The organism is Pedobacter psychrophilus (genome assembly GCF_001652725.1).
GTDB lineage: Bacteria > Bacteroidota > Bacteroidia > Sphingobacteriales > Sphingobacteriaceae > Pseudopedobacter > Pseudopedobacter psychrophilus.
On record NZ_LWHJ01000028.1, the window covers coordinates 183,732 to 206,680 of the forward strand.

18 protein-coding genes are annotated in these 22,949 nt (G+C 32.6%); 8 read left to right on the plus strand and 10 right to left on the minus strand.

Features of this window, described 5'->3' with window-relative positions:
- Nucleotide 1: 1 nt before the first annotated feature.
- Nucleotides 2-1,591, minus strand: coding sequence for an L-aspartate oxidase (gene nadB, locus A5893_RS11465; protein ID WP_068822707.1), 1,590 nt, complete (start codon nucleotides 1,589-1,591; stop codon nucleotides 2-4).
- A 448-nt stretch (nucleotides 1,592-2,039) separates the two neighbouring features.
- On the opposite strand from nadB, the gene nadA reads away from it, so the two are divergent.
- From nadA to A5893_RS11495, 6 genes are all read left to right on the plus strand, one after another.
- Entirely contained in the window at nucleotides 2,040-3,032 is a 993-nt protein-coding gene (gene nadA, locus A5893_RS11470) for a quinolinate synthase NadA (protein ID WP_068822708.1), read from the plus strand.
- A 3-nt stretch (nucleotides 3,033-3,035) separates the two neighbouring features.
- Complete coding sequence (locus A5893_RS11475) at nucleotides 3,036-4,604, plus strand: S41 family peptidase (RefSeq protein ID WP_068822709.1); 1,569 nt, start codon at nucleotides 3,036-3,038, stop codon at nucleotides 4,602-4,604.
- Nucleotides 4,605-4,795: 191 nt separating this feature from the next.
- Complete coding sequence (locus A5893_RS11480; protein WP_068822710.1) at nucleotides 4,796-7,684, plus strand: sensor histidine kinase; 2,889 nt, start codon at nucleotides 4,796-4,798, stop codon at nucleotides 7,682-7,684.
- Nucleotides 7,685-7,704: 20 nt separating this feature from the next.
- Nucleotides 7,705-8,334 (plus strand): response regulator transcription factor, encoded by a 630-nt coding sequence (locus tag A5893_RS11485; protein ID WP_068822711.1) that lies wholly within the window; start codon nucleotides 7,705-7,707, stop codon nucleotides 8,332-8,334.
- Nucleotides 8,335-8,499: 165 nt separating this feature from the next.
- On the plus strand, nucleotides 8,500-11,802 hold the full coding sequence (locus A5893_RS11490) for a choice-of-anchor Q domain-containing protein (protein WP_068822712.1): 3,303 nt from the start codon (nucleotides 8,500-8,502) through the stop codon (nucleotides 11,800-11,802).
- Between the two features lie 109 nt (nucleotides 11,803-11,911).
- Complete coding sequence (locus A5893_RS11495; protein ID WP_068822713.1) at nucleotides 11,912-12,403, plus strand: hypothetical protein; 492 nt, start codon at nucleotides 11,912-11,914, stop codon at nucleotides 12,401-12,403.
- Between the two features lie 80 nt (nucleotides 12,404-12,483).
- On the opposite strand, the gene A5893_RS11500 is transcribed toward A5893_RS11495, so the two are convergent.
- Nucleotides 12,484-12,885, minus strand: a complete 402-nt coding sequence (locus tag A5893_RS11500) for a DUF3052 family protein (RefSeq protein WP_068822714.1) — start codon at nucleotides 12,883-12,885, stop codon at nucleotides 12,484-12,486.
- A 5-nt stretch (nucleotides 12,886-12,890) separates the two neighbouring features.
- Entirely contained in the window at nucleotides 12,891-13,742 is an 852-nt protein-coding gene (locus A5893_RS11505; protein ID WP_068822715.1) for a DUF4349 domain-containing protein, read from the minus strand.
- Nucleotides 13,743-13,872: 130 nt separating this feature from the next.
- Between A5893_RS11505 and A5893_RS11510 the strand changes: the two genes are divergently transcribed.
- Nucleotides 13,873-14,637 (plus strand): DUF1223 domain-containing protein, encoded by a 765-nt coding sequence (locus A5893_RS11510; protein ID WP_068822716.1) that lies wholly within the window; start codon nucleotides 13,873-13,875, stop codon nucleotides 14,635-14,637.
- Nucleotides 14,638-14,958: 321 nt separating this feature from the next.
- On the opposite strand, the gene A5893_RS11515 is transcribed toward A5893_RS11510, so the two are convergent.
- On the minus strand, nucleotides 14,959-15,333 hold the full coding sequence (locus A5893_RS11515) for a DUF3127 domain-containing protein (RefSeq protein ID WP_068822717.1): 375 nt from the start codon (nucleotides 15,331-15,333) through the stop codon (nucleotides 14,959-14,961).
- 62 nt (nucleotides 15,334-15,395) lie between these two features.
- Between A5893_RS11515 and A5893_RS11520 the strand changes: the two genes are divergently transcribed.
- Complete coding sequence (locus A5893_RS11520; protein WP_068822718.1) at nucleotides 15,396-16,574, plus strand: THUMP domain-containing class I SAM-dependent RNA methyltransferase; 1,179 nt, start codon at nucleotides 15,396-15,398, stop codon at nucleotides 16,572-16,574.
- A 74-nt stretch (nucleotides 16,575-16,648) separates the two neighbouring features.
- Here the strand turns inward: A5893_RS11520 and A5893_RS11525 are convergent, their stop codons facing one another.
- From A5893_RS11525 to A5893_RS11550, 6 genes are all read right to left on the minus strand, one after another.
- The gene (locus A5893_RS11525) at nucleotides 16,649-17,077 is read right to left on the minus strand and encodes an SRPBCC domain-containing protein (protein ID WP_068822719.1); all 429 of its coding nucleotides are present in this window, start codon (nucleotides 17,075-17,077) and stop codon (nucleotides 16,649-16,651) included.
- 29 nt (nucleotides 17,078-17,106) lie between these two features.
- Nucleotides 17,107-19,272, minus strand: a complete 2,166-nt coding sequence (locus tag A5893_RS11530; protein WP_068822720.1) for a S9 family peptidase — start codon at nucleotides 19,270-19,272, stop codon at nucleotides 17,107-17,109.
- 8 nt (nucleotides 19,273-19,280) lie between these two features.
- On the minus strand, nucleotides 19,281-19,658 hold the full coding sequence (locus tag A5893_RS11535) for a GxxExxY protein (protein WP_068822721.1): 378 nt from the start codon (nucleotides 19,656-19,658) through the stop codon (nucleotides 19,281-19,283).
- 213 nt (nucleotides 19,659-19,871) lie between these two features.
- Nucleotides 19,872-21,173: a M28 family metallopeptidase gene (locus A5893_RS11540; RefSeq protein ID WP_068822722.1), complete on the minus strand. Its 1,302-nt coding sequence runs from the start codon at nucleotides 21,171-21,173 to the stop codon at nucleotides 19,872-19,874.
- Nucleotides 21,174-21,476: 303 nt separating this feature from the next.
- Nucleotides 21,477-22,412, minus strand: coding sequence for a bestrophin family protein (locus tag A5893_RS11545; protein WP_068822723.1), 936 nt, complete (start codon nucleotides 22,410-22,412; stop codon nucleotides 21,477-21,479).
- A gap of 9 nt (nucleotides 22,413-22,421) precedes the next feature.
- Complete coding sequence (locus A5893_RS11550) at nucleotides 22,422-22,925, minus strand: hypothetical protein (protein WP_068822724.1); 504 nt, start codon at nucleotides 22,923-22,925, stop codon at nucleotides 22,422-22,424.
- Nucleotides 22,926-22,949: the final 24 nt, after the last annotated feature.

Sequence of the window (22,949 nt, forward strand, 5' to 3'; positions counted from 1 at the left end):
ATTATAAAATAGTATCGTTTAATTGATCTAAATGATTTGGATAATCTGTTGTAAAGTGTAAACCTCTACTTTCTTTACGTTCCATAGCGGACTTAATTACAATGTAAGCCACTTGAATCAAGTTTCTTAACTCACATAATTTAACCGATAGCTTTGTCTTCTTATAAAAATCTTCTGTTTCTTCGTATAATAATCCTAACCTCCGCATTGCTCTTTCTAATCTGAAATCAGAACGTACAATACCAACATAATCACTCATCATTTTTTGCATTTCCCTGATATTATGCGTTACCAAAATATCTTCGTTAGAAAGTTGAGTGTTTTTATCATTCCAATCAGGAATTTCTTCAGGAATATTAAATTCTGATAATCTATCTTTTGAATGCAGATAAATACGATGTGCAAAAACCAATGCTTCTAATAAAGAATTAGAAGCTAACCTATTAGCGCCGTGTAAACCTGTTGAAGTTACCTCGCCACAGGCGTATAATCCTTTTAATGAAGATTGTCCATTTTCATTAACCATAACTCCTCCACACATATAATGACAAGCAGGAGTTACAGGAATCATATCTTTTGTCATATCCAAACCAATAGAAAGACACCTTGCATATATATTAGGAAAATGTTCTAGAATATCAGCTTTCTTACGATGTGTAATATCCAAATAAACAAAGTCATCACCAGATTTTTTCATTTCATTATCTATTGCCCTGGCTACAATATCCCTTGGTGCTAAAGAACCTCGCTCATCGTACTCATACATAAATTCCACTCCATCTTTCCTTTTCAATACGCCTCCGAAACCACGAACAGCTTCAGAAATTAAAAATGCTGGATATTCGCCTGGATTATATAAAGCAGTTGGATGGAATTGTATAAACTCCATATTTCTAATTTTGGCTTTAGCCCGATAAGCCATGGCCACTCCATCACCAGTAGCAATAGTAGGATTAGTTGTTGAGCTATAAATATGCCCTGCACCACCAGCTGCCAAAATTGTAATTTTAGATAAAAACTTTTCTATTAATCCAGATTTTGTGTCTAAAGCGTAGGCTCCATAACATTCAATATCTTCTGAATGGCGATTTACAAATTTTCCTAAATGGTGTTGGGTAATTAAATCGACAACAAAATAGTGAGTTAGTATTTCAATATTAGGATTTTCATGTATCTCTTGTAACAAAGCTCTTTCAATCTCGAAGCCTGTAATATCTTTATAATGTAACACCCTATGTTCTGAATGTCCACCTTCTTTTGCTAAATCATAAACACCTAATTTTGTTTTATCAAAGTTAGTTCCGTATTCAATAATCTCACTAATTCTATCTGGACCTTCTTTTACAACAATTTCCACAACCTTTTTATCACACAAACCATCACCTGCAATCAAGGTATCTTGTATGTGCTTTTCAAAGGAATCTTCTTGTTTATCCACAACTACTGCAACTCCACCTTGGGCATACTTAGTGTTAGATTCGTCTTCATTAGATTTTGTAACTATCAGAACTTTACCATGTTTGGCCGCCTTTAGTGCAAAACTTAATCCAGCAATACCCGAACCTATGACTAAGAAATCAACATTTTTCATATATTTTATTTATCTTAAAACCACGTAATTTAAAAGATGTTTAAAACATCCTAAAATGTGTTGGTTTGATGTATGTAATTTATTAAAAGTTTTTAGTTATGTTAATAACCTTCATAAAAATGAAAATGTAATTTATTTATGAGCTCATTACCATCATAAAAAATAGAGTTAACTAACTTTTTAAATTTGATAAGCACTAACAGTATAAAAAAGTAAAATTAATTTAGGTTTTTAGAAGTATATTGAAAATCAGATAGATAATATGAAGTTAATGTTAACAACATGTTAATTCTATTTTAATAATCAGTTATACAAAATAAATACCACAAACTTTTGCACCAAACTAACACCCTAATAAATAATAATATCTTTCTATATAAAATAATTGTTTGTTATTGGAATGGTGGAAAAGCTTAATTTTGAAATTCTACATTTGAAGAAGAAAATCATGAACGTAGCAGAAGAAATAAATTTAAAAGGTTTTATTGATGAAGCAATTGATCCAACTTTAGATCTGTTTGAAGAAATCAATAAATTAAAAAAAGAAAAGAATGCAGTTATCTTGGCTCATTATTATCAAGAATCTGATATACAAGATATTGCAGATTATATTGGTGATAGTTTAGGGCTTTCGCAAGAAGCTGCAAAAACAGATGCTGAAGTTATAGTTTTTGCCGGAGTTCATTTTATGGCCGAAACGGCAAAGATTTTATCTCCAAATAAAAAGGTTTTATTGCCCGATGCTAAAGCAGGATGTTCTTTGTCTGATAGTTGTCCTCCTCACCTATTTAAAAAGTTTAAAGAAAAATATCCAGATCACTTAGTAATCACTTATGTAAATTGTACTGCAGAACTTAAAGCGTTAAGCGATATTGTTTGTACTTCTAGCAATGCAGTTCAGATTGTAAATAGTTTGCCTAAAGACCAAAAGATAATTTTTGGACCAGATAAAAATTTAGGTGCCTATGTGATTAAAAAGACTGGGCGTGATATGGTTTTATGGAATGGAGCCTGCATGGTACATGAGATTTTTGCCCGTGAAAAAATTACCAAATTAAAAGAGCGTCATCCAGATGCTAAATTTATTGCGCATCCAGAATGCGAAGAGTTAGTTTTAGAAATGGCAGATTATGTGGGCTCTACTACAGGTTTGTTAAATTACACTGTTAATAATCCTGCAACACAATTTATTGTAGCTACCGAATCTGGAATTATCCATCAAATGGAAAAATCTAGTCCAGATAAAAGTTTTATACCAGCACCGCCAAATAATGCTTGTGCTTGTAATGATTGCCCACACATGAAACGTAATACGTTGGAAAAGCTATATTTATGTTTAAAAAATGAGTTACCAGAAATTGATGTTCCACGTGAAATAATTGAAAGAGCAAGAAAACCAATAGAAAGAATGTTGCAGATTTCTGCAGAGTTAGGTTTGTAAAAAATGAAAAACAAAATAATCCATCTTTTACTTGTTACAAGTTTAATATTATCCTGCAAATCCCAACAAAAATTCAATACAAAAATAACATCAAAACATGCTCCTCAAGAATTAAAGAAAGATTTAGAAATAGTTCAAAACTCTTTAGAAGATAATCATCCTGGTGTTTACTGGTATATCAATAAAAAAGAATTAGATTTTAAATTTGATAGTTTAAAAAGCACTTTAAAAGATTATTTAACTCCTTTACAATTTTACAGAGAATTAGCTCCTGTAGTTGCTGCAGTAAAATGTGGACATACAAGAATTGTATATCCCGGAATTTCGCTTAACAAATTTCAAAAAGATAGTATCAAAAAGGCGGGATCAAAGCCATTATCTCAATTATATTATTTTGTTGATAGCAATAGAATATTTGTAGAATCTGTAAATAAGATAGAATTAAAAATTCTGCTTAAGGGCGCTGAAATCATTGCTATTGATAGTAATCCAGCATCAGAAATCATAAAAAAAGCACAAAGCTTATATTCTTCAGATGGTTATAATAAAACTTTTTACAATCGGGTTTTAGATAAATCATTTGATGCTTATTATTATTTAAGCTATGGAAAAAGTGATTCTTCAAAACTTACCCTAAAAAGAGGAGATAGCACCTATTATTATGTTTTAAAAACCATTAAACCAGCTAAAGAAGATAAAAAGCTATTGACACCACAAGAAATTGGAAAGAAAAAGATTGATGATAAACAAGCTCAAAAATTAAAAAGAGCAAACCGTTATAAAGGGATTGATGATTTTGGAATGCCACTACTAGATTTAAAATATGATTCAGTTTTAAATAGTACAGCTATCATGACCGTTAAAAGCTTTTCATTTGATAATTCTAATTTTAAGAAGTTTTTTAGAGAGAGTTTTAATGAATTAAAAGATAATGATACACAGCACCTCATTTTAGATATAAGAAATAATGGAGGTGGAAATTTAATGGCTTGTAATAGGTTATTCAGGTATTTATATGATCAACCCCATAAATTTAACGGTAGAGCTTATATGAATAACTCCTATTTTCAATCTATAAAATATGAAGATAAAAAAACTGCTTTTAAAGTTGCTAAAATAATTACACTACCAATTAGCTTAATAACCGGCATATTTTTAAACCATAAAGATAGTATAGGGAAATATGGTTTTTTACCTACAACAGCTTTAAAAAAACCACTAGAGAATGTATTCAAAAAAGATTTAATTGTATTGATAAATGGTTATTCATTTTCAGCCACTTCTTTGCTTTCTGCAAACCTACAATCAGTGAATAGAGGAACTTTTGTAGGTGAAGAATCTGGCGGTGGCTATAATCAGTGTACTGCTGGAAGTATTCCTTTTTTAAATCTTCCAAATACAGGATTAAAATTACGTTTACCGTTAAAAGTGATACAGATTACCGACAAAAGAAATCTTTATGGAAGAGGGGTTTTTCCTAAATATGAAGTAAAGGAAAATTTTGATGATGTATTAGCTAAGAGAGATGTGATAATGGAGAAAGGAAAAGAGTTGATTATATATAATAGATAAATTTTTTTTTCAATGCCCTGAATAGAAAAACTTTTTGCTTCAAAATTTCGTAAAAATTAATAACGAAAAACAATTGTCATAATCACAAAATAATCAATTAGCTTATAAGGATAAAATATTTACTTACAAAAGCCACCCTGAAACCTATATCATATAAATATTATTGCGCAATAACTGTAATTATTTTACTTGTGGGTTTATGTGCTAAAACTTCTTCAGCTCAAAATTTCTCAATAACCAAACTTAAACTTTTTTCTCAGCGTGAAAATATTACGGTAAAAGGAATTACTAAAGATTCTAATGGGTTTATATGGTATTTATCAAATGGAATTATATACCGGTTTGATGGATATAAATCGTTAAATGTATCTAAATCTTTAGAACTCAATAATCAGATTTTTAAAGATATTCCCCTTTGTATTACAATTGGTTCTGATGATAAGTTATGGATAGGTGGTGTTTCTAGCATTGCTTATTTAGACCTTAAAACTTGGAAACTAAATACCTTACCAGAAAATTTATTACCAAAGTCTACTATAAAGGATGTAATATCAATTACAGAATTAAAACCCGGAAAAGTATTTATTTCATTACTAAGCGGACACATTTTAATATGGAACAAGGGAAAAATTATACTAATTAACGATTTTCACAATAAAGCGCTCAATTCACAAAACGCTTTAATATCCGCAAAACCTCAATTATGGAATAACAAAGTTTGGTTTGGAAATTCTATTGGTGAATTGTTAAGTATCGACATAAATGATTTTAAAACAAAAAGGTATAATAGTTTAAGTATTAAAGGCTCCATCAGATTTATAACAAGTAAAAAAGATGGTTTATTATTAGATGTATTTGAAAAAGGCATGTTTAATTTTGATGGTATTAAAGCAGAAAAAATAAACAACTCAGGAGCTAAAAATATATCAACCGGAGAAGGACATTCACTATTTGATGGACCATTTTTTAACGCTTATACCAGAAGGGGCGAAATCTCTATTTTAGATAAAAACAATTTAAATATCATCAACCATTTTAAATTTTCAGCTGAAAATATATTGGATATTTTCGATGTATATATCGAAAAAAAGGATATTTACTTAGCGACATCAAACGGGGTTTTTGTAGTTTATCAGAACGAATCTGGAATTTCATCTCTCATTCCACGAAACAAAAATTTTAATAAGAGCACTAGAGGTATTTATAAATTTAAAGAAGGAAGTATTTTTTACAGTTCATATGGCGGAGCAGGTTATATTGATAAAAAAGGTAAAACAGATTTTTTAGACACTTTACACAGCGTTCACACGGTTTATCCCATAAATGATAATGAATTATTAATTGGTACAGAAGGAGGTTTTTTAAAAATTTACGATAGAAAAAATCACACATTAAAGCAGTTCGAGTTTAATTTACCACAAGAACAGATATACATTTCTAATCTAAGTTTAACCAACTATGTATTAAGTATTTCGGAGGATGAAACTAATTATTTAATTGGCACAATGAACGGCTTGTGGTCGGTTAATAAAAAAACTTTTAAACTAAAACCGTTTGCCGAAACAAGCAATTTACAGGTCAGAAATATTAGTATACTAGGCAATAAAATCCTCTTAAGCACTCATCTAGGTTTAATGATATACAAGGATAAAAAGCTTCAAAAAATTTATCCTAAAAACAGAACGACAGGAGTTTATAAACAGATCATTAAAAAAGATAGTATTTGGCTGGCTACTGATGGCCAAGGTTTGGTTGCGATTGATTGGAATGGAAAAATTTTAAAGTCTTATACTAAATCTAATGGTTTAAGTGATGATTTGGTTTACAGTTTAGAGATTGCAGGTAAAGTAAAAATAGCGGGAACAAGCAACGGACTTAATTTAATTGAAGGAAATTCAATTAAAAAACTGGATGAAAAAGACGGTCTAACCCAAAATGAATTTAATTATGGAGCTTCATTCTATGATAAAGAAACTAACCAGGCATATTTTGGAGGTTTAAATGGATATACCGTTTTAAACATGAATAAAGATTGGTTTAAAACAACTAAATTATCAAAAAGTATCATATCTGAATTAAGTTTTGTTGATGAGAAGGATGATAAAATCATTTTCGACTACACTTATCCTTACAAAAAAACTAAAGAGCCAATAATTCTAAAACCTAATCAAAACTTTATCAATATTGGAATAGGTTTTCCAGAAAACTTTAGAAACTCAGAGCAATTTGTATATAAACTTAACAACGAGACGTGGCAATCCCTATCAATTGGTCAGCCGGTTTCTCTAGCCGGACTTAAACATGGAGATTATCAAATGTTAGTAAAAGCTGGTGCGGAAGATCAATTAGAGGCAATGCAAAGAATAGATATTCAAAAACTTCCTTATTATTATGAAACATGGTGGTTTAAAGTATTTCTGCTGATTATCGGTTGTTCAATAGCCTACTGGTTTTACCTCAATAAAATTAATAAGATTAAAAAAGAGCAAATCTTAAGAAGTAATATATCATCAGATTTGCATGATGAAGTTGGAGGGTTATTAACCACTATTTCTATGCAGGCCGAACTAATTGAAGACAGCGATGAAGTTGCAAAATACGCAAAGAAAATTAGTAGAAATAGTAAAGAAGCAGTACAAGCCATGCGAGATATTGTATGGTCAATAGATGCCCGTAACGATAATTGGAAAAGCTTATTAGCAAAAATTAAACATTACGGTAACGAATTGTTTGAAACATCTTCTTCTCGGTTTGAAATTGTAACAGAGGGAGAAAAACCTAAAAAGATTTCTCAGAAAAAAAGACAAGCTATTTATTTAATTATTAAAGAAACACTAAACAATAGCCGTAAACATGCTCAAGCTTCTCATGTTTTATTGCACATCAAGTTTTTTCAAAATCAGATAGAAATAGAAATTAAAGACAATGGAAAAGGAATTACTAGTGTAAATGAAAACACAGGACAAGGGTTAAGAAATATTAAAAACAGGGCATTAGCCATTAAAAGTGAAATTAAAATCGATTCTAATCTTAACGGAACAGCGGTTTTATTAATTTTAAAAAAGAGAAATACTATTTAGAAATATATTATTTACGAAAGATGTTGAAACTGGCAATTGTAGAAGATACGGAAGATATAAGAGAAGCCTTAGAGAGTTATTTTTCTAAACAAAAAGAGATTCAATTATTAATTGCTTCACCAAATGCAGAAGAATTTCTATGTAATATTGCTGTTGGCACTATTGATATTTTATTGTGCGATATAGGCTTACCGGGAATATCTGGAGTAGAGTTGGTATGGCGGTTAAAACAAATACATCCTAAAATTCACATAGTGATGTTTACCGTTTTTGATGAAGAAGATTACATTTTTCAATCTTTAAAAGCAGGGGCTTCAGGTTATTTACTAAAAAACACATCTTTAAAAGAAATTAAAGAAGGATTAATTGATGTTAATAATGGTGGGGCATCCATGAGCCCACAAATTGCTAAAAAGGTCATCAATTATTTTAATGAAAGAGGCGCTATAAAAAAGGATATTTCAAATATTTTTTCCGATAAAGAACTGCTAATTATAAAACAAGCTCAAAAAGGGTATAACAATAGGCAAATAGCTGAAGAAATGTTTGTTTCCATAGATACCATAAAATATCACATCAAAAACATATACCGCCAATTAGAAGTTAACAATAGACAAGAATTGAACAAATTTTATAGTCACTTAGGTTAATCTTAGAAGTCTATAACAGCCATAAATCAAAATTCTCTAAACTTTTAAAGCACCTTTAAAGCTGTTTAAACGCGATTTTCTAAAAAACTACCCGGGTGGGTAGTGGTATGGGAAATCTATTTGGTTTAGCTTTACCTAGCAAAATGATTCCCAATCTATCGAAATATGAAAAAATTAATACTTTTATTTTTACTTGCACTAACAATTACCCACGTAAACGCAACAGTTTATTATGTAAAAACCACAGGTAGCGATGCCGCAAATGGCATCACCTGGGCAACCGCCTATAAAACTGTACAAAAAGCTTTGGAGGTTGCTATAACAAACGATGAGATTTGGGTTGCATCTGGAAACTATGTCCCTACAAAAAATATTGCTGGCGCTACAGTAGCAAATGCTCGCGACAATACGTTCTACCTCACTAAAAACATAAAATTATATGGAGGTTTTGCGGGTACAGAAAATAATATAAACCAAAGAATTAAAGATAAAAACATTACCATTCTTAATGGAGATTTTACTGCAAATGGTATTGATAACGATAATGCCTATAATGTAATTTATATGGACGCTACCATTACGGGCAATCTTTCCAATAATTGTATTATAGATGGTTTTTCTATTATAAATGGTTTTCCATCAGGTAAGCCAACCACAGGCTTTAATCTTGAATCAGGCGGTGGAGCCATCTATCTAAAAATAAACGAAGCGATTTGTAGTGCAAAAATAGAAAATTGTACTTTCAGAAATAACGTATTTAATAATAGAGGAGCAGCAATAGCTGCAAATACAACAACAGGTAGTAATAATTTGAGTTTAAATAGTTGTTTATTTCCTGAAAATCAAGATAACTCAATACTATTCAATTTTGATACTTACTCTACAGATCAAAGGGATTTTATATCATCGAATAGCACCATTAATGTAATAAACTGTTTATTTCAAAAAAACGCTAATCCTATAAATATATTTAACGCTGGCGCACAATATGGCCCATTAAACGTAACCTTCAATTTAACCAATACAACATTTAGAGGAAATACAATTGATGGTACAGGAGGACCAATCATTATTCAAGGTTTTGGTTCAACCGCCATAATAAACACGAATTTTACCAATTGTCTTTTTGATTCAAATAGTTCTACAGATGGACCTGGAGTAGTGTTGTTTAACGCATCAGGAGGCGCCACTGTCAATTCTAAATTTATAAATAACACGTTTTATAAAAACAAGGGAGTAGCTGCGGCAGGAGTTATAAACAATAGAAATTTGGATAACAGCACAATGAGTACAGCGGTAAGTAATTCCATATTTTATCAAAATAATTTGGATAACAATGGGGTATCAATGGGCAGTGAAATAAATGCAACAGAAGGTACAGCAACTATAGGAGTAAGTTACAGCATGACCCAGCAGAACAGTGCATTTTCTACAGGCACAGGCATTATTAATAATCAAAACCCAAAATTTGTAGATGCTGCAAATGGCGATTTCAGATTGCTTGTAGGTTCGCCAGCAATTAACTCTGGAACAGCTACCGGAGCACCAAGTACAGATATTACAGGCAAACCAAGACCACAGGGAAGCGGTATAGATATGGGTGCTTATGAAGGTGCGGTAACAAGATATTATGTGAAATCCACGGGCAGTGATGTTGCAATTGGCACTACTTGGGCAACCGCCTATAAAACAGTACAAAAAGCTTTAGATGTGGCAATAGCTAGTGATGAGATTTGGGTTGCATCTGGAACTTATGTGCCTACTAAAAATATAGCAGGTACTGCAGTAACCAATGCTGCGGATAATACTTTTTATATTACCAAAAATATAAAGCTTTACGGAGGTTTTGCAGGTACAGAAACTAATATAAGCCAAAGAATTGCGGGAAGCAACATCACTACGCTAAGCGGGGATATGAACGCTGACGATGACTACAGTAACAATGCTTACCACGTGATGGTGATTAGTAGTACCACGAGCAACGGAGCTATACTCAATACTTGTGTGATAGACGGTTTAACTATTACCAAAGGCAACGCTTTTGGTGGGGCACTATTTAATTTAGGCGGCGGTTTACTTGTCATAGCTGACGGAAACAACGAAACAAGTCCTCAAATTTCAAACTGTATATTTCAATCAAATAGGGCGCAAATTGCAGGTGCCGTTGAAGTTAGAAATTATAGTTCCTTATGCAATTTGGCGTTTAATGCTTGTTCGTTTATAAATAACTCTTCAAATACTTCTGCAGGTGCAGTTGAGTTTTACTATAGTTCTGGAGCTACAGGAAGTCAAGTTATTAATGAATGTTTATTTAAATCTAACAGTTGCCTCACCTTTGGAGGAGCCATTAGACTGGAATGTTATAGTACGAGCAATAAATCATTAACAATCACAAATTCAATCTTTGATAAAAATACTTCTACAAACGGTTTTGGCGGAGCGCTGTCAATAGAAAATTATCAAGCGTCATTAGATTTGAAACTCAAAAACTGTACTTTAAATGAAAATTCTTGCAATGCTTTTGGAGGCGCAATATATCTTGATAATAGAGAAGACATCATGACGAGCGCAAAAGGTACATTTAATTCGTCTATAGTAAACTGTATTTTCTGGGGAAGTAAACAACGAGGAAATACAGATGAAACAGGATCTGATATAGATAATGGTTCTCGTGTTGATCCTAGTGCAAATCTTTCCGTTACCTATTCCATCACCCAACAAAACAGTACTTACGCTACAGGTACGGGAATCATCAATAACCAAGACCCAAAATTTGTAAATGCAGCTAATGGCGATTTGAGATTGCTTTCTGGTTCTCCTGCAATTGATGCTGGAACAGCTACCGGAGCACCAAGTACAGATATAAATGGCATAAGTCGACCACAAGGTAGTGGAATAGATATGGGCGCTTATGAGGGAATTACTACCCTGCCAGTAAAACTAATCAGCTTAGAAGCAGCCATCAAAAACCAAAACCAAGTCAGTTTAAATTGGCAAACTGCTTCAGAAACCAAGAACGATTATTTCACCATTTCTAAAAGCGAGGATGGTAAAACATTTCAGCAATTGAATACCGTAAAATCTAAAGGAGATAATGGAGCAAATTATGAAACCATAGATTTCAATCCTTTTTTAGGAACTAATTATTATAAACTAAGCCAAACAGATTTGGACGGTAAGACCGAAGAATTGGGGATTAGAACAGTTAAAATAGCCAACTTAAAAGAAGAGCTATTATCCGTGTATCCAAACCCTGTTAAAGATGGAATAATCAATATCAAAAACTCAAACCTGAAGGGGTTTCAAAATCTGAGCATTTATGATTTATCTGGAAGGAAAGTCATCAGCGAGAAACTAAACTTTAATGGTGAAACAGTTACCTATCGAATAAACGAGAAACTGGCCAATGGAACTTATTTACTGCAAATCGGCGAAAGCCAAAAAACGGTGAAGATTATTATTGAATAATAAAAAAAGAAATAAATGAGCCTTATATTTTAATCGGATATAAGGCTTTTTATTTATATTCCATTTCGCAAATAAATCATTAATTAGAGCACTATAAAACAAGTTATTTATGGATATTAATTTCAAACTCATTACAGATGTATTAAGCCCGGTATCTATAGTGGTATCGCTGTTATACTTGGCCCAACAAGTTAGATTTGGAGCTAATGGTGTAAAAACCGGTATGCAAGATTCTAGTTACAATAACTTGATGCAATGGAATTATAGGATTTTGGCGGGGTCTGATTTATCCTGGATATTTCAATCTGGTTGTAAAGAAATTGATTCTTTAGACGAGAAGGAAAAAGCAAAATACATACATATCATGTTTAGTTTTTTTAAACTGTTTGAAAACATGTACTTACATTATTGCGATCATTCGATAAAAAAACATGTTTGGGAAGATAACAACAAAATTTTGGAAAGTTTTATTAATACACCGGGAGCAAAGCAATATTTTGAAGTTAGAAAAAGCTTTTTTAATGCAAAGTTTATCAAATATGTAGAAGGCATACAAAATTCGAATACTTTGGTAGGGATAGATTTAATAGAAAAAAAATAAATGATAGAGAGTCTTTAGAATTGTTATAAACGAATCAATTTTAATGATATGTTTATAATATACCGAATCTTAAAATCTTTCTACCTATTGATTAACTCAACATTTCTAAATCTCAATGCACTCCAATCATCATCAACAGAAACCATTCTTACGGAATCTAACCCTGCAGCTCTTATTTTTTCAAAGCCAGTATCACGGTTAAAATCACACTGATATTTCTTAGAAGTTTTTTTGGGATAGCAAATCCAAAATATGGAATCGTTATTTAACAAAGGATTTAGCTTAATAAAACTTTCATCCAATTCTGATTGATTTTTTGCAAAGCAAAGTATAAAATCAATAGGTTTTAGACTATTTGTATTTCTCAAAACCGCAGTTATATTTTCCATTTCTAAAAGCTCAGAATCAAAGGAAGAAGGAGCATTTAAAATCAGTATTTCAGATGAATTTTTATAATTCAATTTTTTAAAAAGAGATGTCATAAAAATTATTTTTTGTTTATAAATCTGTATCTTTTAAATAAATATACACCAATAACAATTAAAATAAGGAAAGGCCAAACGCTAATAAGCAACAATAAAAAGCCAACTACAGCTTCCCAACCATTTGCAACCGATTTTTTAAAACGCTCCAAAAAGCTATCTTCTCCATTAGGTTTATAAACATATTCTTTTTCTTGAAATAAATTTACAGATAACGAGCTAAAAGAAACTTGGTCTTTTAAATATTTAAGTCGCCCTTGTGCGCTTTCAATTTCTTCTTGAATTACCCTTATTTTCTCTTCAATTTCTAAAATATCTTTTATGGTAGAGGCTTTTGACAATAAAGCTTTATAACGGATTAAATAAGCTTGCTTACTTTCTAAACGAGAGGTTAAATCAACAAATTCTTCAGTTACATCTCTGGCCTGGATATTTTTGTTTAGTACCTCATCATTTCCTTTTTCAATAGCAGAAATTAATTTCTCAAAGTTTACAGAAGGGATTCTTATTTTAAGATCATAACTAGCTTGGTTATTATCATTTTGTAGGTTTTCCGTTTCATAATATGCATTCATGGTTTTTAAAACCGCATCAATATTCTTTTTGCTTTCGCCGATGTTTTTAGATTTGATGGATAAGCTGCCGTCTTTAATGATTTTTTTATTTTTTGTTTCTACTTGATTTACTTTTATTGGAGGAGAATTATCTTCTTTGTCTTTCGAATTAAATTCATCAGAAGATTGAGGTTTGGCATCCATTACAACCTCTGCAAGAGGCTCCATAGAAGTGTCTTTCGATGATTTATTACAAGATAAAACGGACAAAGAAAGCAGCAATAGAAAGGACAAATTTTTCATGACATTAAATCTATTTAGGTAGAGAACTATAAAAAAACAATTTTCGTTATTGGTATAAAGTAATGCTCTCTAAATCATATAATTAAGAGCAGCAAAAAAAGCATAACTTATTTTACATTAATCAACAATAATGAAAAAGGTAACCTTCGCATTTTCTATAATAGCTATTGCGCTATTTGGCTGTTTAAGTTTTACAAAAGATAAAGAGGAAAAAACCACTTCAAATAAAGATGAAGGCGGTTTTGCAGTTGTAGAACTTTATACGTCTGAAGGATGTTCAAGCTGTCCGTCTGCTGATAAATTATTGGGGCAGATTAAGGAAAATTATAAGGATAAAAAAGTTTACGTTTTGGCTTACCATGTTGATTATTGGAATAGATTAGGTTGGAAAGACATGTTTAGCGACCATCGTTTTTCTGAAAGGCAATCAGCATATGCCAATAATTTTAAGAATAGTTCAGTTTACACGCCACAAGCAATTGTGAACGGAAAAGACCAAATGGTAGGTTCTGCTGCCGGAGAATTAAATGGGTCAATTAAAAAATATTTAGGAAAATCAGAAAGTTTAGAATTATCAGGATCCGTAAAATCAAGTTCTGATAAACTAGTTGAATTGAATTATATTATTGATGCTAAAGCAAAAAACAAGGATTTGGTTGTTAATCTGGTTCAAAAAAGTGTTTCTACTCATGTTAAATCCGGAGAGAACGGAGGAAGAACTTTGGCACATGTAAATGTAGTGAGGTATTATATGGTTGTTAATATAAATGATGTTAACCAAAATGTTAAGATTGATTTACCAAACGGAATGAAAAAGCAAGATTTTGACGTCATATCGTTTGTTCAAGAAAAAAATAAAGGAGCTATTTTAGGAGTTAATGAGGTTGAATTGTAAAAAATTTAACCACAGAGAGCGCAAAGCGGAATAGATAACTTTTATGTGTGATTTTTCCTATCGTCGAAATGACGAGTTTTTTTTGCGTTAGGGATTGAAACGGCATCCTTTTTTTGCCTCTAGCCATTAAGCAAATAGCAAAAAAAGATATAGTGAAAAGCCCGCCCGAACGCCCTCATAAATATAAGTTAACAAAAAACTTATTGGATGAGATGTCTCATTCTTCGACATGACGGAAAAAGCTTAAAGCATAAAAAAAGCGGTCAACGTGGGATGTTGAAGCCGCTTTTTATCGCATTGTAATTAGAAAATAGGCTAATTTTAGAATGGAAGATCGTCATCTTCTCCTGCTGTAGCACTGATATCTACAGGGCTGGCAATTGCAGGGCTTGATGGAGCTGAACCGGCAGATGTTGCGCCAAGTACATTCACTTTCCATAATTGTAAGGTGTTGAAATATTGTTTCTCGCCTTGTTTGTTTGTCCATTCTCTTCCTTTTAAATTGAAGAAAACTTCCACATCGTCACCAACTTTAACACCATCCATTAAAGCAGTACGATCTTGAATTGCCTCAAACTTCACAAACTCTGGGTATTGTGGGTTTTCCGCAAATTCTATTACTAACTCTCTTTTTCTGAACGCTTCTGTAACGTTAATTACGTCAGATATATAATGAGCTTTTCCTTTAATTTCCATAATAAAATCGTTTGAATCTGTTCCAAAAGTCTAAAAATTATTTGAGTAAATTGCGCACCTATATGGATCAAGTTTTCAACACTGCCGCAAAGGTGATCATCACCTGTAATAAAAGACTGTCAATTTACCTGGAGCAAGAGGTAATTGCTTTAGGCTTTACGCCGATTAGGGTTTTCCCAACCGGAGTAGAGTTAAACGTAAGTTTAAACGATTGTATCAGGCTGAACCTCAACCTAAGATGTGCCAGCCAAGTATTATATAAACTGCATGATTTTACTGCAGAAAACCACGATGAATTACATGAAAAACTGAGCAAATTAGAGTGGGAAAAATTGATAGATTTTGGTGGATATTTTTCTGTGACTTCTAATGTGGATAACCCAACAATCACCACTCCTTTGTTTGCAAATTTGCGGGTAAAAGATGCAATTGTTGATCGAATTAAACAAATTCATAAGATTCGCCCTGATTCTGGATCTGATTATTCTAAAGCAGTAATCCATTTGTATTGGAAAGAAAACGCAGCAGAAATTTTTATTGATACTTCTGGCGAGACATTGGCAAAACATAGCTATCGTAAAATTCCGGGTAAGGCGCCAATGTTGGAAGCCTTGGCTTCAGGAACTATTTATGCGACCGCTTGGGACAAGAAATCTAATTTTGTGAACCCAATGTGTGGCTCGGGAACTTTGGCAATTGAAGCGGCTATGATTGCGACGAACAGAGCGCCAGGATTATTTAGGATGAACTACGGTTTCATGCATATTTTAGGTTATGATGAGGAAGTGTTTCTAACAGAGCGGCAGAAGATTAAAGATCAGGTCATCAAAAACATAGATTTTAAAATCATTGCTTCTGATATTTCTGAAAGTGCAATAGATATTTCTATCCGTAACGCACAAACGGCAGGAGTAGACACTTTGATTGATTTTAGGGTTTGTGATTTTGCAGAAACGCCAATTCCAGAAGGTAAAGGTGTTGTAATGTTTAATCCAGAATACGGAGAACGTTTGGGCCAATTTACAGAACTGGAAATTACTTATAAGCGAATTGGCGATTTTATGAAGCAAGAATGTAAAGGATATAAAGGCTATATTTTTACAGGAAACCCAGAGTTGGCTAAGAAGATAGGTTTAAAAGCCGCCAAGAGAATTGAGTTTTACAGCGCAAAATTAGATTGCCGGTTATTGGAATATGAACTCTACGATGGAACAAGAAGAGTTGTTTCTACTGAAGAATAATTGAAATTTAGAAAAAGGGCTTGCAAGTGTTGTACTTACAAGCCCTTTTTTATGAAAAAAAAGAGGATTTTTTCTTATTCACCTTTTGATTCAATAATGGATTTTAGATTTTTTAATATTGGGTTTTCTTCTCCTTGTTCCTCTTCTTGTTTCGATCCAGAACGATTGTCTTCTTGTGTTATTATTAATTCTGTAATGTCCCCTTTTGGAATAATTTCATATTCCATCACAAAATAATTTTCCGGTTTGTCTTCTAGGCCTGGTCTTGGAGCAAATAAGCTATACTTTAGTTTTTCATTTGGTTCAAATTCCAACACGGTTCCCCATTGTTCAAAAACCTGTCCTTCCCATTCAGATTTAAAACGGATTTTTTGACCAACTTTCCAATCAGTTTCAAGTTCGCTACCATATTGCCAAAGTTTAATAATTTTTGGATTTGTTAGCGCTTCCCATACTTTATCTTTGGAGGCACTAATTGTTAATCTTGAGATATTTGTTGCCATAATTTATCAAATTCATGCCTTTCTGATAGCTATTTCCCTCCCGGAGGGCAATTCTCTTTCAAAAATTTGGTATAAGTAGAAGCTAAATGTTTGCTGGTACCTACACCTTCAGAAATTGAATGTGTTCTATTTGGATAACTCATCAACTGAAAAGTTTTATTGTATTTTATCAATTGATTGATCATTTGCTCGGCATTGTTGTAATGCACATTATCATCACCAGTACCGTGTACCAACAATAAATTTCCTTGCAAATATTTTGCATGTGCTAAAGGCGAATTGTCTACAAAATAATGCTTGTCTTCTGGCAATAATCCCATATAGCGTTCCTGATAAATGTTATCGTAATTCAACTGATTATCCACTGCGGCAACAGAAATCCCGGTTTTATAAATATCAGGATATTGCATCATTAAATTTAAAGTTGAAGAACCTCCACCGCTCCAGCCCCAAACGGCCACTCGGTCTTTATCGATATAATCCCATTTCAAAATCTCTTTTGCGGCCATAGCCTGATCTTTAATATTGATATCGCCAATGCGATGATAAATAGATTTCCGCCATTCCCTACCTTTTGGTGCTGGTGCGCCACGACCTTCTACCGACATGTATATGTAGCCGTCATTAGCCATATTGCCATTATACAATCTGTTTGAGCCAGTACCAAAACGATCAACTACAGTTTGTGATGCGGGTTCTCCATAAACATAAAACACAACAGGATATTTTTTAGAGGGATCAAAATTTGTTGGCTTTATCATCCATCCATCCATTTCTATTCCTTCAGAAGTTTTTACTTTAAAAAATTCTACTTTCGGTATTGGATAACCTTTGGCTCTAGGATTTTCTTCTCCGCCGCTCAAAACTTTATGGTTTGGCAAAGCAACAACATCGCTTTTTGGAAATGTGGTTGCGCTAGAATAATTATGGAACGCTAATTTTCCATTCGGAGAAATGTCATAACTGTGAGTTCCACTTTCGTTAACAGGCGTTAAACGGATTGCTTTTCCTCCTTTAATCGGCGCCCAGTATAAATATTTTTGTGTCGCATTTTCTGGCGAAGCCATAAAATAAACGTTTCCAGATTTTTCATCCACACTACTCAATTCAATAGCATCATAATCACCTGGGGTAATTAAAGTTTCTTTACCGTCCAAGCCAATTGCGTAAATATGTTTCCAACCGTCTTTTTGACTCAGCCAAATAAATTTCTTTCCACCATCAATCCACGTCCAACCGGTTGATTCTGCTTTTGCATCAATCCATGCCTTATCCGTTTCGCTATAAATTGTTTTAGCAGAATTAGGAACCACGTTTACCAACATGATTTTGCTTTCGTTTTGTCTTCTATTCAATTGTTGTAAAATCAATTGAGAAGAATTGTTTGCCCATTCCATTCTTGGGATATAATGTTGAATTGGATCGCCTGGAACATTCATCCATTTGGTTTGTGCAGTTGTAACATCCACAACACCAATTTTACAAGAACTAGGGTCTTCGCCAACCACGGGATATTCTACAGGAACGGTAAAAGGATACAGAGAATCTGTAGTGTTCAACATTAAATAATTTTTGATTTTGCGAGCATCAATTTGCCAATATGCAATGGATTTACTATCTGGTGACCATCTGAAACCATCCCTACAATCAAATTCTTCCTCATAAACCCAATCAAAAGTTCCGTTAATCAATCGCAAAGTTCCGTCGTTTGTTAAAGCTTTAGTTTCTCCAGTTGCTAAATCTTCCACATAAATATTATGTCCGCTTACATAAGCCACTTTTTTGGCATCAGGAGAAAATTTGGCAAACATTAAAGACGATTCTGGCTTGTCCTTCCCAATTTGTTTTAAGGTTTTGGTTTGGATATCGTAAACCCAAGAATCTCCTCGGGTATCATAACGCCAAACTTTTTTGGTATTTGTGCCAATTAACACCTTTTGGTTATCGTTAGAAAAAGCAAAACGCACAACATTTAATGCTGATTGCCCTTTAGGCGTCAGCATTGATTTGGTAATTATTGTAGTAGATTTAGATTCGTCCATGGCATTTTTAGAGACGATTTCGCCATTTTCTACTTCCATAATATTATTGCCATCTAAAGACCAATAGGTTCCCTCTCCATATTGTGCAAAAGCCGAAGAGCTTAAGCAGATGAACAATAAAACGAGTAATTTTTGTTTGAATTTGTTTTTCATGTTGTTTGTTATAGTCCGTTTACTTTTCTAAATATTCCTTCAGTTATTTGATCAACATTAAAGTTAACCAAAATTCCTAGTTTCATTTCTGTGAGCTTGAGATAGGTGAGAATTTGTTTATGATGCACTTTTGATAGTGTTTCTACTGATTTTACCTCGATGATTACTTTATTTTCTACTAAAATATCAAGACGATAACCAGCGTCAAGTATTTCATCTTCATAATATATTGGAAATTCAACTTCAGTTTTAACTAAAAGATTTTCTCTTAACAATTCATAGCGAAGAGCCAAAACATAAACAGATTCTAAGAGCCCAGGACCTAGATTATTATAGACTTTAAAAATGGCTCCTCTTATCTTGTAGGATATTTCGTCTTCTGTCATAATTATTGTTTTAAATATCTTGCCCGCAGATTTAAAGAGATTTACGCAAATTTTTAGAGGTATACCAAAAAGAAAAAATATTACTACCTATTATCCATTTCGTTTCTGCGCTAATCAGCGAAATCTGCGGGAGACTTTTATCGTACAGATTTTTTAATTAAATTAGTCTTGTCGTAATGTAAGCGCAAAGCCTCAAAATCCGCGAGAAATAAACTATTTAACCCCACTCACCCTACTTGGCGTGTCTTTTCCTTCCACAATAGAAGTAGAGCTAATTGCAATTGCTTTTATAATTTCTGTAATATTTTCAATGTTCATGCTTTCAAATTCATCATCTACAGAATGATATAACTTATCTGTATCAATTTGATCAGAAGAAATGGTATGTGCAGGAACTCCTAATCTCGCTAATGTTGCGTTATCAGATCTGTAAAAAAGATTTTGAGCAGGGTAAGGGTCTGGGTAAAATTTAAAGTCAGTTCCATCCAAATTTTTCTGTAAGATTTTACCAAAATCAGAGCGTTCATATCCCGTGATAAAAGCGTTATTTTTCCCAAATTTAGATTCCTTCCCAATCATTTCAATATTAAACATGGCAACTACTTCATCAGGATTTAATTGCTTGGAAAAATATTGTGAGCCAAAACCTCCAATTTCTTCGGCAGTAAAAGCCACAAAAATGATGGTACGTTCATTGTCTTTTTCCTTAGAGAAATATTTAGCCAATTCAATTACCGCAGTTGTTCCGCTGGCATCATCATCAGCTCCGTTTGCAATAGAATCTTGGTTAACCGTTTTTATAACCCCTAAGTGATCATAATGGGCGCTAAAAACTACATATTCGTTTGGTTTAGATTTTCCAGGTAAAACGCCAACAACGTTAAACATGGGCGTTTGGGAAACTTCGTTTTTAAAGGTTAAATCAACGCTTGTAATCTCATCACCAAAAACAACAAAAATAATATTCGGAGATTTTTCAGTCTTAACTGACATATTTCCTCTTTCTAAAAAGCCTTTGTATCTGGCAAACATGGCTTTAAAACTAGGATCAATTTGGATTAAGGCATTTTCTTGACCTCCCATAACCTCTCTAAATTTATTTGCAAAATTATCGCCAGCAGAAATTTTAATCACCTTTGGTAAAGAAGTAATATTTACGGTTTCTTCTGAAGAAGTAAGGGTAAAATCACCAGCATCAATATTTTGACCATTAATTTTTAAAGTTCCGCCTATTGGTTTAATGTTTCCAACAGCAAAACTTTGACGGTAAGAATCGGCTTTGCCAAAAAACTTCAGTCCGGCTTTTTTAAATTCAGAGGCAATAAAATCCGCAGACTTTCCTATTTCTTTTGGTTTCATAGCGCTTCTTCCCATCATTTCATCACCAGAAAGCGTTTTAATAATTCTGCTTACTTCTCCTTGTGAAATTTCTGGAGCGTTGGTTTTATTTTGGGCAGCACATGATTGGATGATTAAACAGGCAGCTAAAATTCCTAATGATTTTATTTGATTCATGTTTTTGATTTACAATTATTTGATCCTATTATTTTTTCGCATTTAGCAGATTGTAATTATAAAGTTGTTCCCAACTTTTAATCCTGATAAATAACCGATATGTTTTAAAGAGTTGAATTTAGGACAAAATGGCAAAAAAAAAGAATCTAATCTATTTTAAATATTTTTAGATATAGAAAGCGGAAAGCTTTTTAGGAAGGAAATGTTGACAAAAAAAAGAGCCTGTTACCAAGCCAGGAATAATGAAAAGCAATTAAATATCAAAAGCAAGGATATAAATTATCCTTGCTAAAGAAACAACAATTAAAGAATATAAAAGGCCAGACTTTTATTGGATATCGGCAGATTACTGTTTTGAATTTCGCTGTTCTCCATACACTCCTTAAGAAGTTCTTTCAAGTTTTTTTCGATGGTTTTACTTATTGCGGTAGTAGGGGTATCACTTGGTTTATTCTCAAACGGATCTTGAAGATGGATAGCCATTTTTTCTATCAAAAAGAAAGAGGAAGAAATAGCCACTACCAGAGGAATCTGGAAAACTCCAAAAAATTCAATTAATCCAAAAGGCAATATCAACACAAAAAGAATAACTAAAAAATGAATGTACACACTATATGTCATTGGGAAAACAGTGTTCTTAATTCTTTCACAGCCACCCATAGAATCAGAAAATTTAGATAATGTCTCGTCCATTTTAACTTGTTGATATTCATTAATCCATCCCAATCGCAAAAGTAAACGCAAATCATTTGCATGTTGATCCATTAAATTTAGTGGTACGTGGTCTACATTATTTAAACCATTTGCCTCTTCTATACTTACATAATCTTTATAAGCCTTATGTGCGTTAAGCCCCCTTAAGTGCTGACTTAAACTGTGGCACCAAGCAATCTGCCTATTAATCATTCTCTTTTTCATGTCACTCTTATCGCTTTCATCATAAGAATTATCTATAAAAGAGATTACCTGTCTGGCAAACGAGCGGGAATCATTAACTATCCTGCCCCATAATATCCTTGCTTCCCACCAACGATCATAAGCCTGGTTAGATCTAAAAGCGAGCAATAAAGAAATGATGGTACCTAAAATACTTGGTATTGCTATTGGAATGGACACGTCTTCAAAATTTAAAAAAGTGTGCATAAGATAAACAGAAGTTGAGTAGATGGTTAACCAAAAAATCTGGGTTTTTATCTGTCCAAACAGATAGCTTATGGGTATATTTTCTTTTAATAACATAATTACGATTTAAATAAAAGTTTGTTCTAAAGCCATGTTGTTTTCAGAAAAAGCATCGGCAGGCTCTACTTCTTTTTTTAATAATTCTTCTTTAGAGATGCCGATCAATTTCCTGCCACATTTTTTTAATAGTTGCGAAGGCTGATAAGAGTTTTTATCCTTTAATTCGTAGCAATAGTCTTCTAAATGAACTATTTCATCTACATTATGATGATCTAAAAAGTTTTCAAAAACAGCAACGGTTGTCCCATAAAAAAATTCAATTTTAATACTGTTGATCTGATTAGCATATGTTTGTTGTATTTCTTTATAGTGATTGATGAATTCTTTAGAGATTCTCTCATGTCCTACCGCTCTTCTGGATAATATTAATAAATCAGCAAAAGAATCTGATATTTTTGAAGCATGCGTTAGTAATATGTTTAATTTCTCTGGTGCATTTTTTTTAACCAATGTTGGTATACACGCTAATGATTTTATTTCAAAATCAGTTGGGATTAATATCGTTTTCATATCAAATAATATTGTTTGATACAA

Excerpts from the sequence above, each read along its gene's own strand:
- nadB (WP_068822707.1), bottom strand. The coding sequence starts at position 1,591 with ATGAAAAATGTTGATTTCTTAGTCATAGGTTCGGGTATTGCTGGATTA.
- nadA (WP_068822708.1), top strand. The coding sequence starts at position 2,040 with ATGAACGTAGCAGAAGAAATAAATTTAAAAGGTTTTATTGATGAAGCA.
- A5893_RS11475 (WP_068822709.1), top strand. The coding sequence starts at position 3,036 with ATGAAAAACAAAATAATCCATCTTTTACTTGTTACAAGTTTAATATTA.
- A5893_RS11485 (WP_068822711.1), top strand. The coding sequence starts at position 7,705 with ATGTTGAAACTGGCAATTGTAGAAGATACGGAAGATATAAGAGAAGCC.
- A5893_RS11490 (WP_068822712.1), top strand. The coding sequence starts at position 8,500 with ATGAAAAAATTAATACTTTTATTTTTACTTGCACTAACAATTACCCAC.
- A5893_RS11495 (WP_068822713.1), top strand. The coding sequence starts at position 11,912 with ATGGATATTAATTTCAAACTCATTACAGATGTATTAAGCCCGGTATCT.
- A5893_RS11500 (WP_068822714.1), bottom strand. The coding sequence starts at position 12,885 with ATGACATCTCTTTTTAAAAAATTGAATTATAAAAATTCATCTGAAATA.
- A5893_RS11505 (WP_068822715.1), bottom strand. The coding sequence starts at position 13,742 with ATGAAAAATTTGTCCTTTCTATTGCTGCTTTCTTTGTCCGTTTTATCT.
- A5893_RS11510 (WP_068822716.1), top strand. The coding sequence starts at position 13,873 with ATGAAAAAGGTAACCTTCGCATTTTCTATAATAGCTATTGCGCTATTT.
- A5893_RS11515 (WP_068822717.1), bottom strand. The coding sequence starts at position 15,333 with ATGGAAATTAAAGGAAAAGCTCATTATATATCTGACGTAATTAACGTT.
- A5893_RS11520 (WP_068822718.1), top strand. The coding sequence starts at position 15,396 with ATGGATCAAGTTTTCAACACTGCCGCAAAGGTGATCATCACCTGTAAT.
- A5893_RS11525 (WP_068822719.1), bottom strand. The coding sequence starts at position 17,077 with ATGGCAACAAATATCTCAAGATTAACAATTAGTGCCTCCAAAGATAAA.
- A5893_RS11530 (WP_068822720.1), bottom strand. The coding sequence starts at position 19,272 with ATGAAAAACAAATTCAAACAAAAATTACTCGTTTTATTGTTCATCTGC.
- A5893_RS11535 (WP_068822721.1), bottom strand. The coding sequence starts at position 19,658 with ATGACAGAAGACGAAATATCCTACAAGATAAGAGGAGCCATTTTTAAA.
- A5893_RS11540 (WP_068822722.1), bottom strand. The coding sequence starts at position 21,173 with ATGAATCAAATAAAATCATTAGGAATTTTAGCTGCCTGTTTAATCATC.
- A5893_RS11545 (WP_068822723.1), bottom strand. The coding sequence starts at position 22,412 with ATGTTATTAAAAGAAAATATACCCATAAGCTATCTGTTTGGACAGATA.
- A5893_RS11550 (WP_068822724.1), bottom strand. The coding sequence starts at position 22,925 with ATGAAAACGATATTAATCCCAACTGATTTTGAAATAAAATCATTAGCG.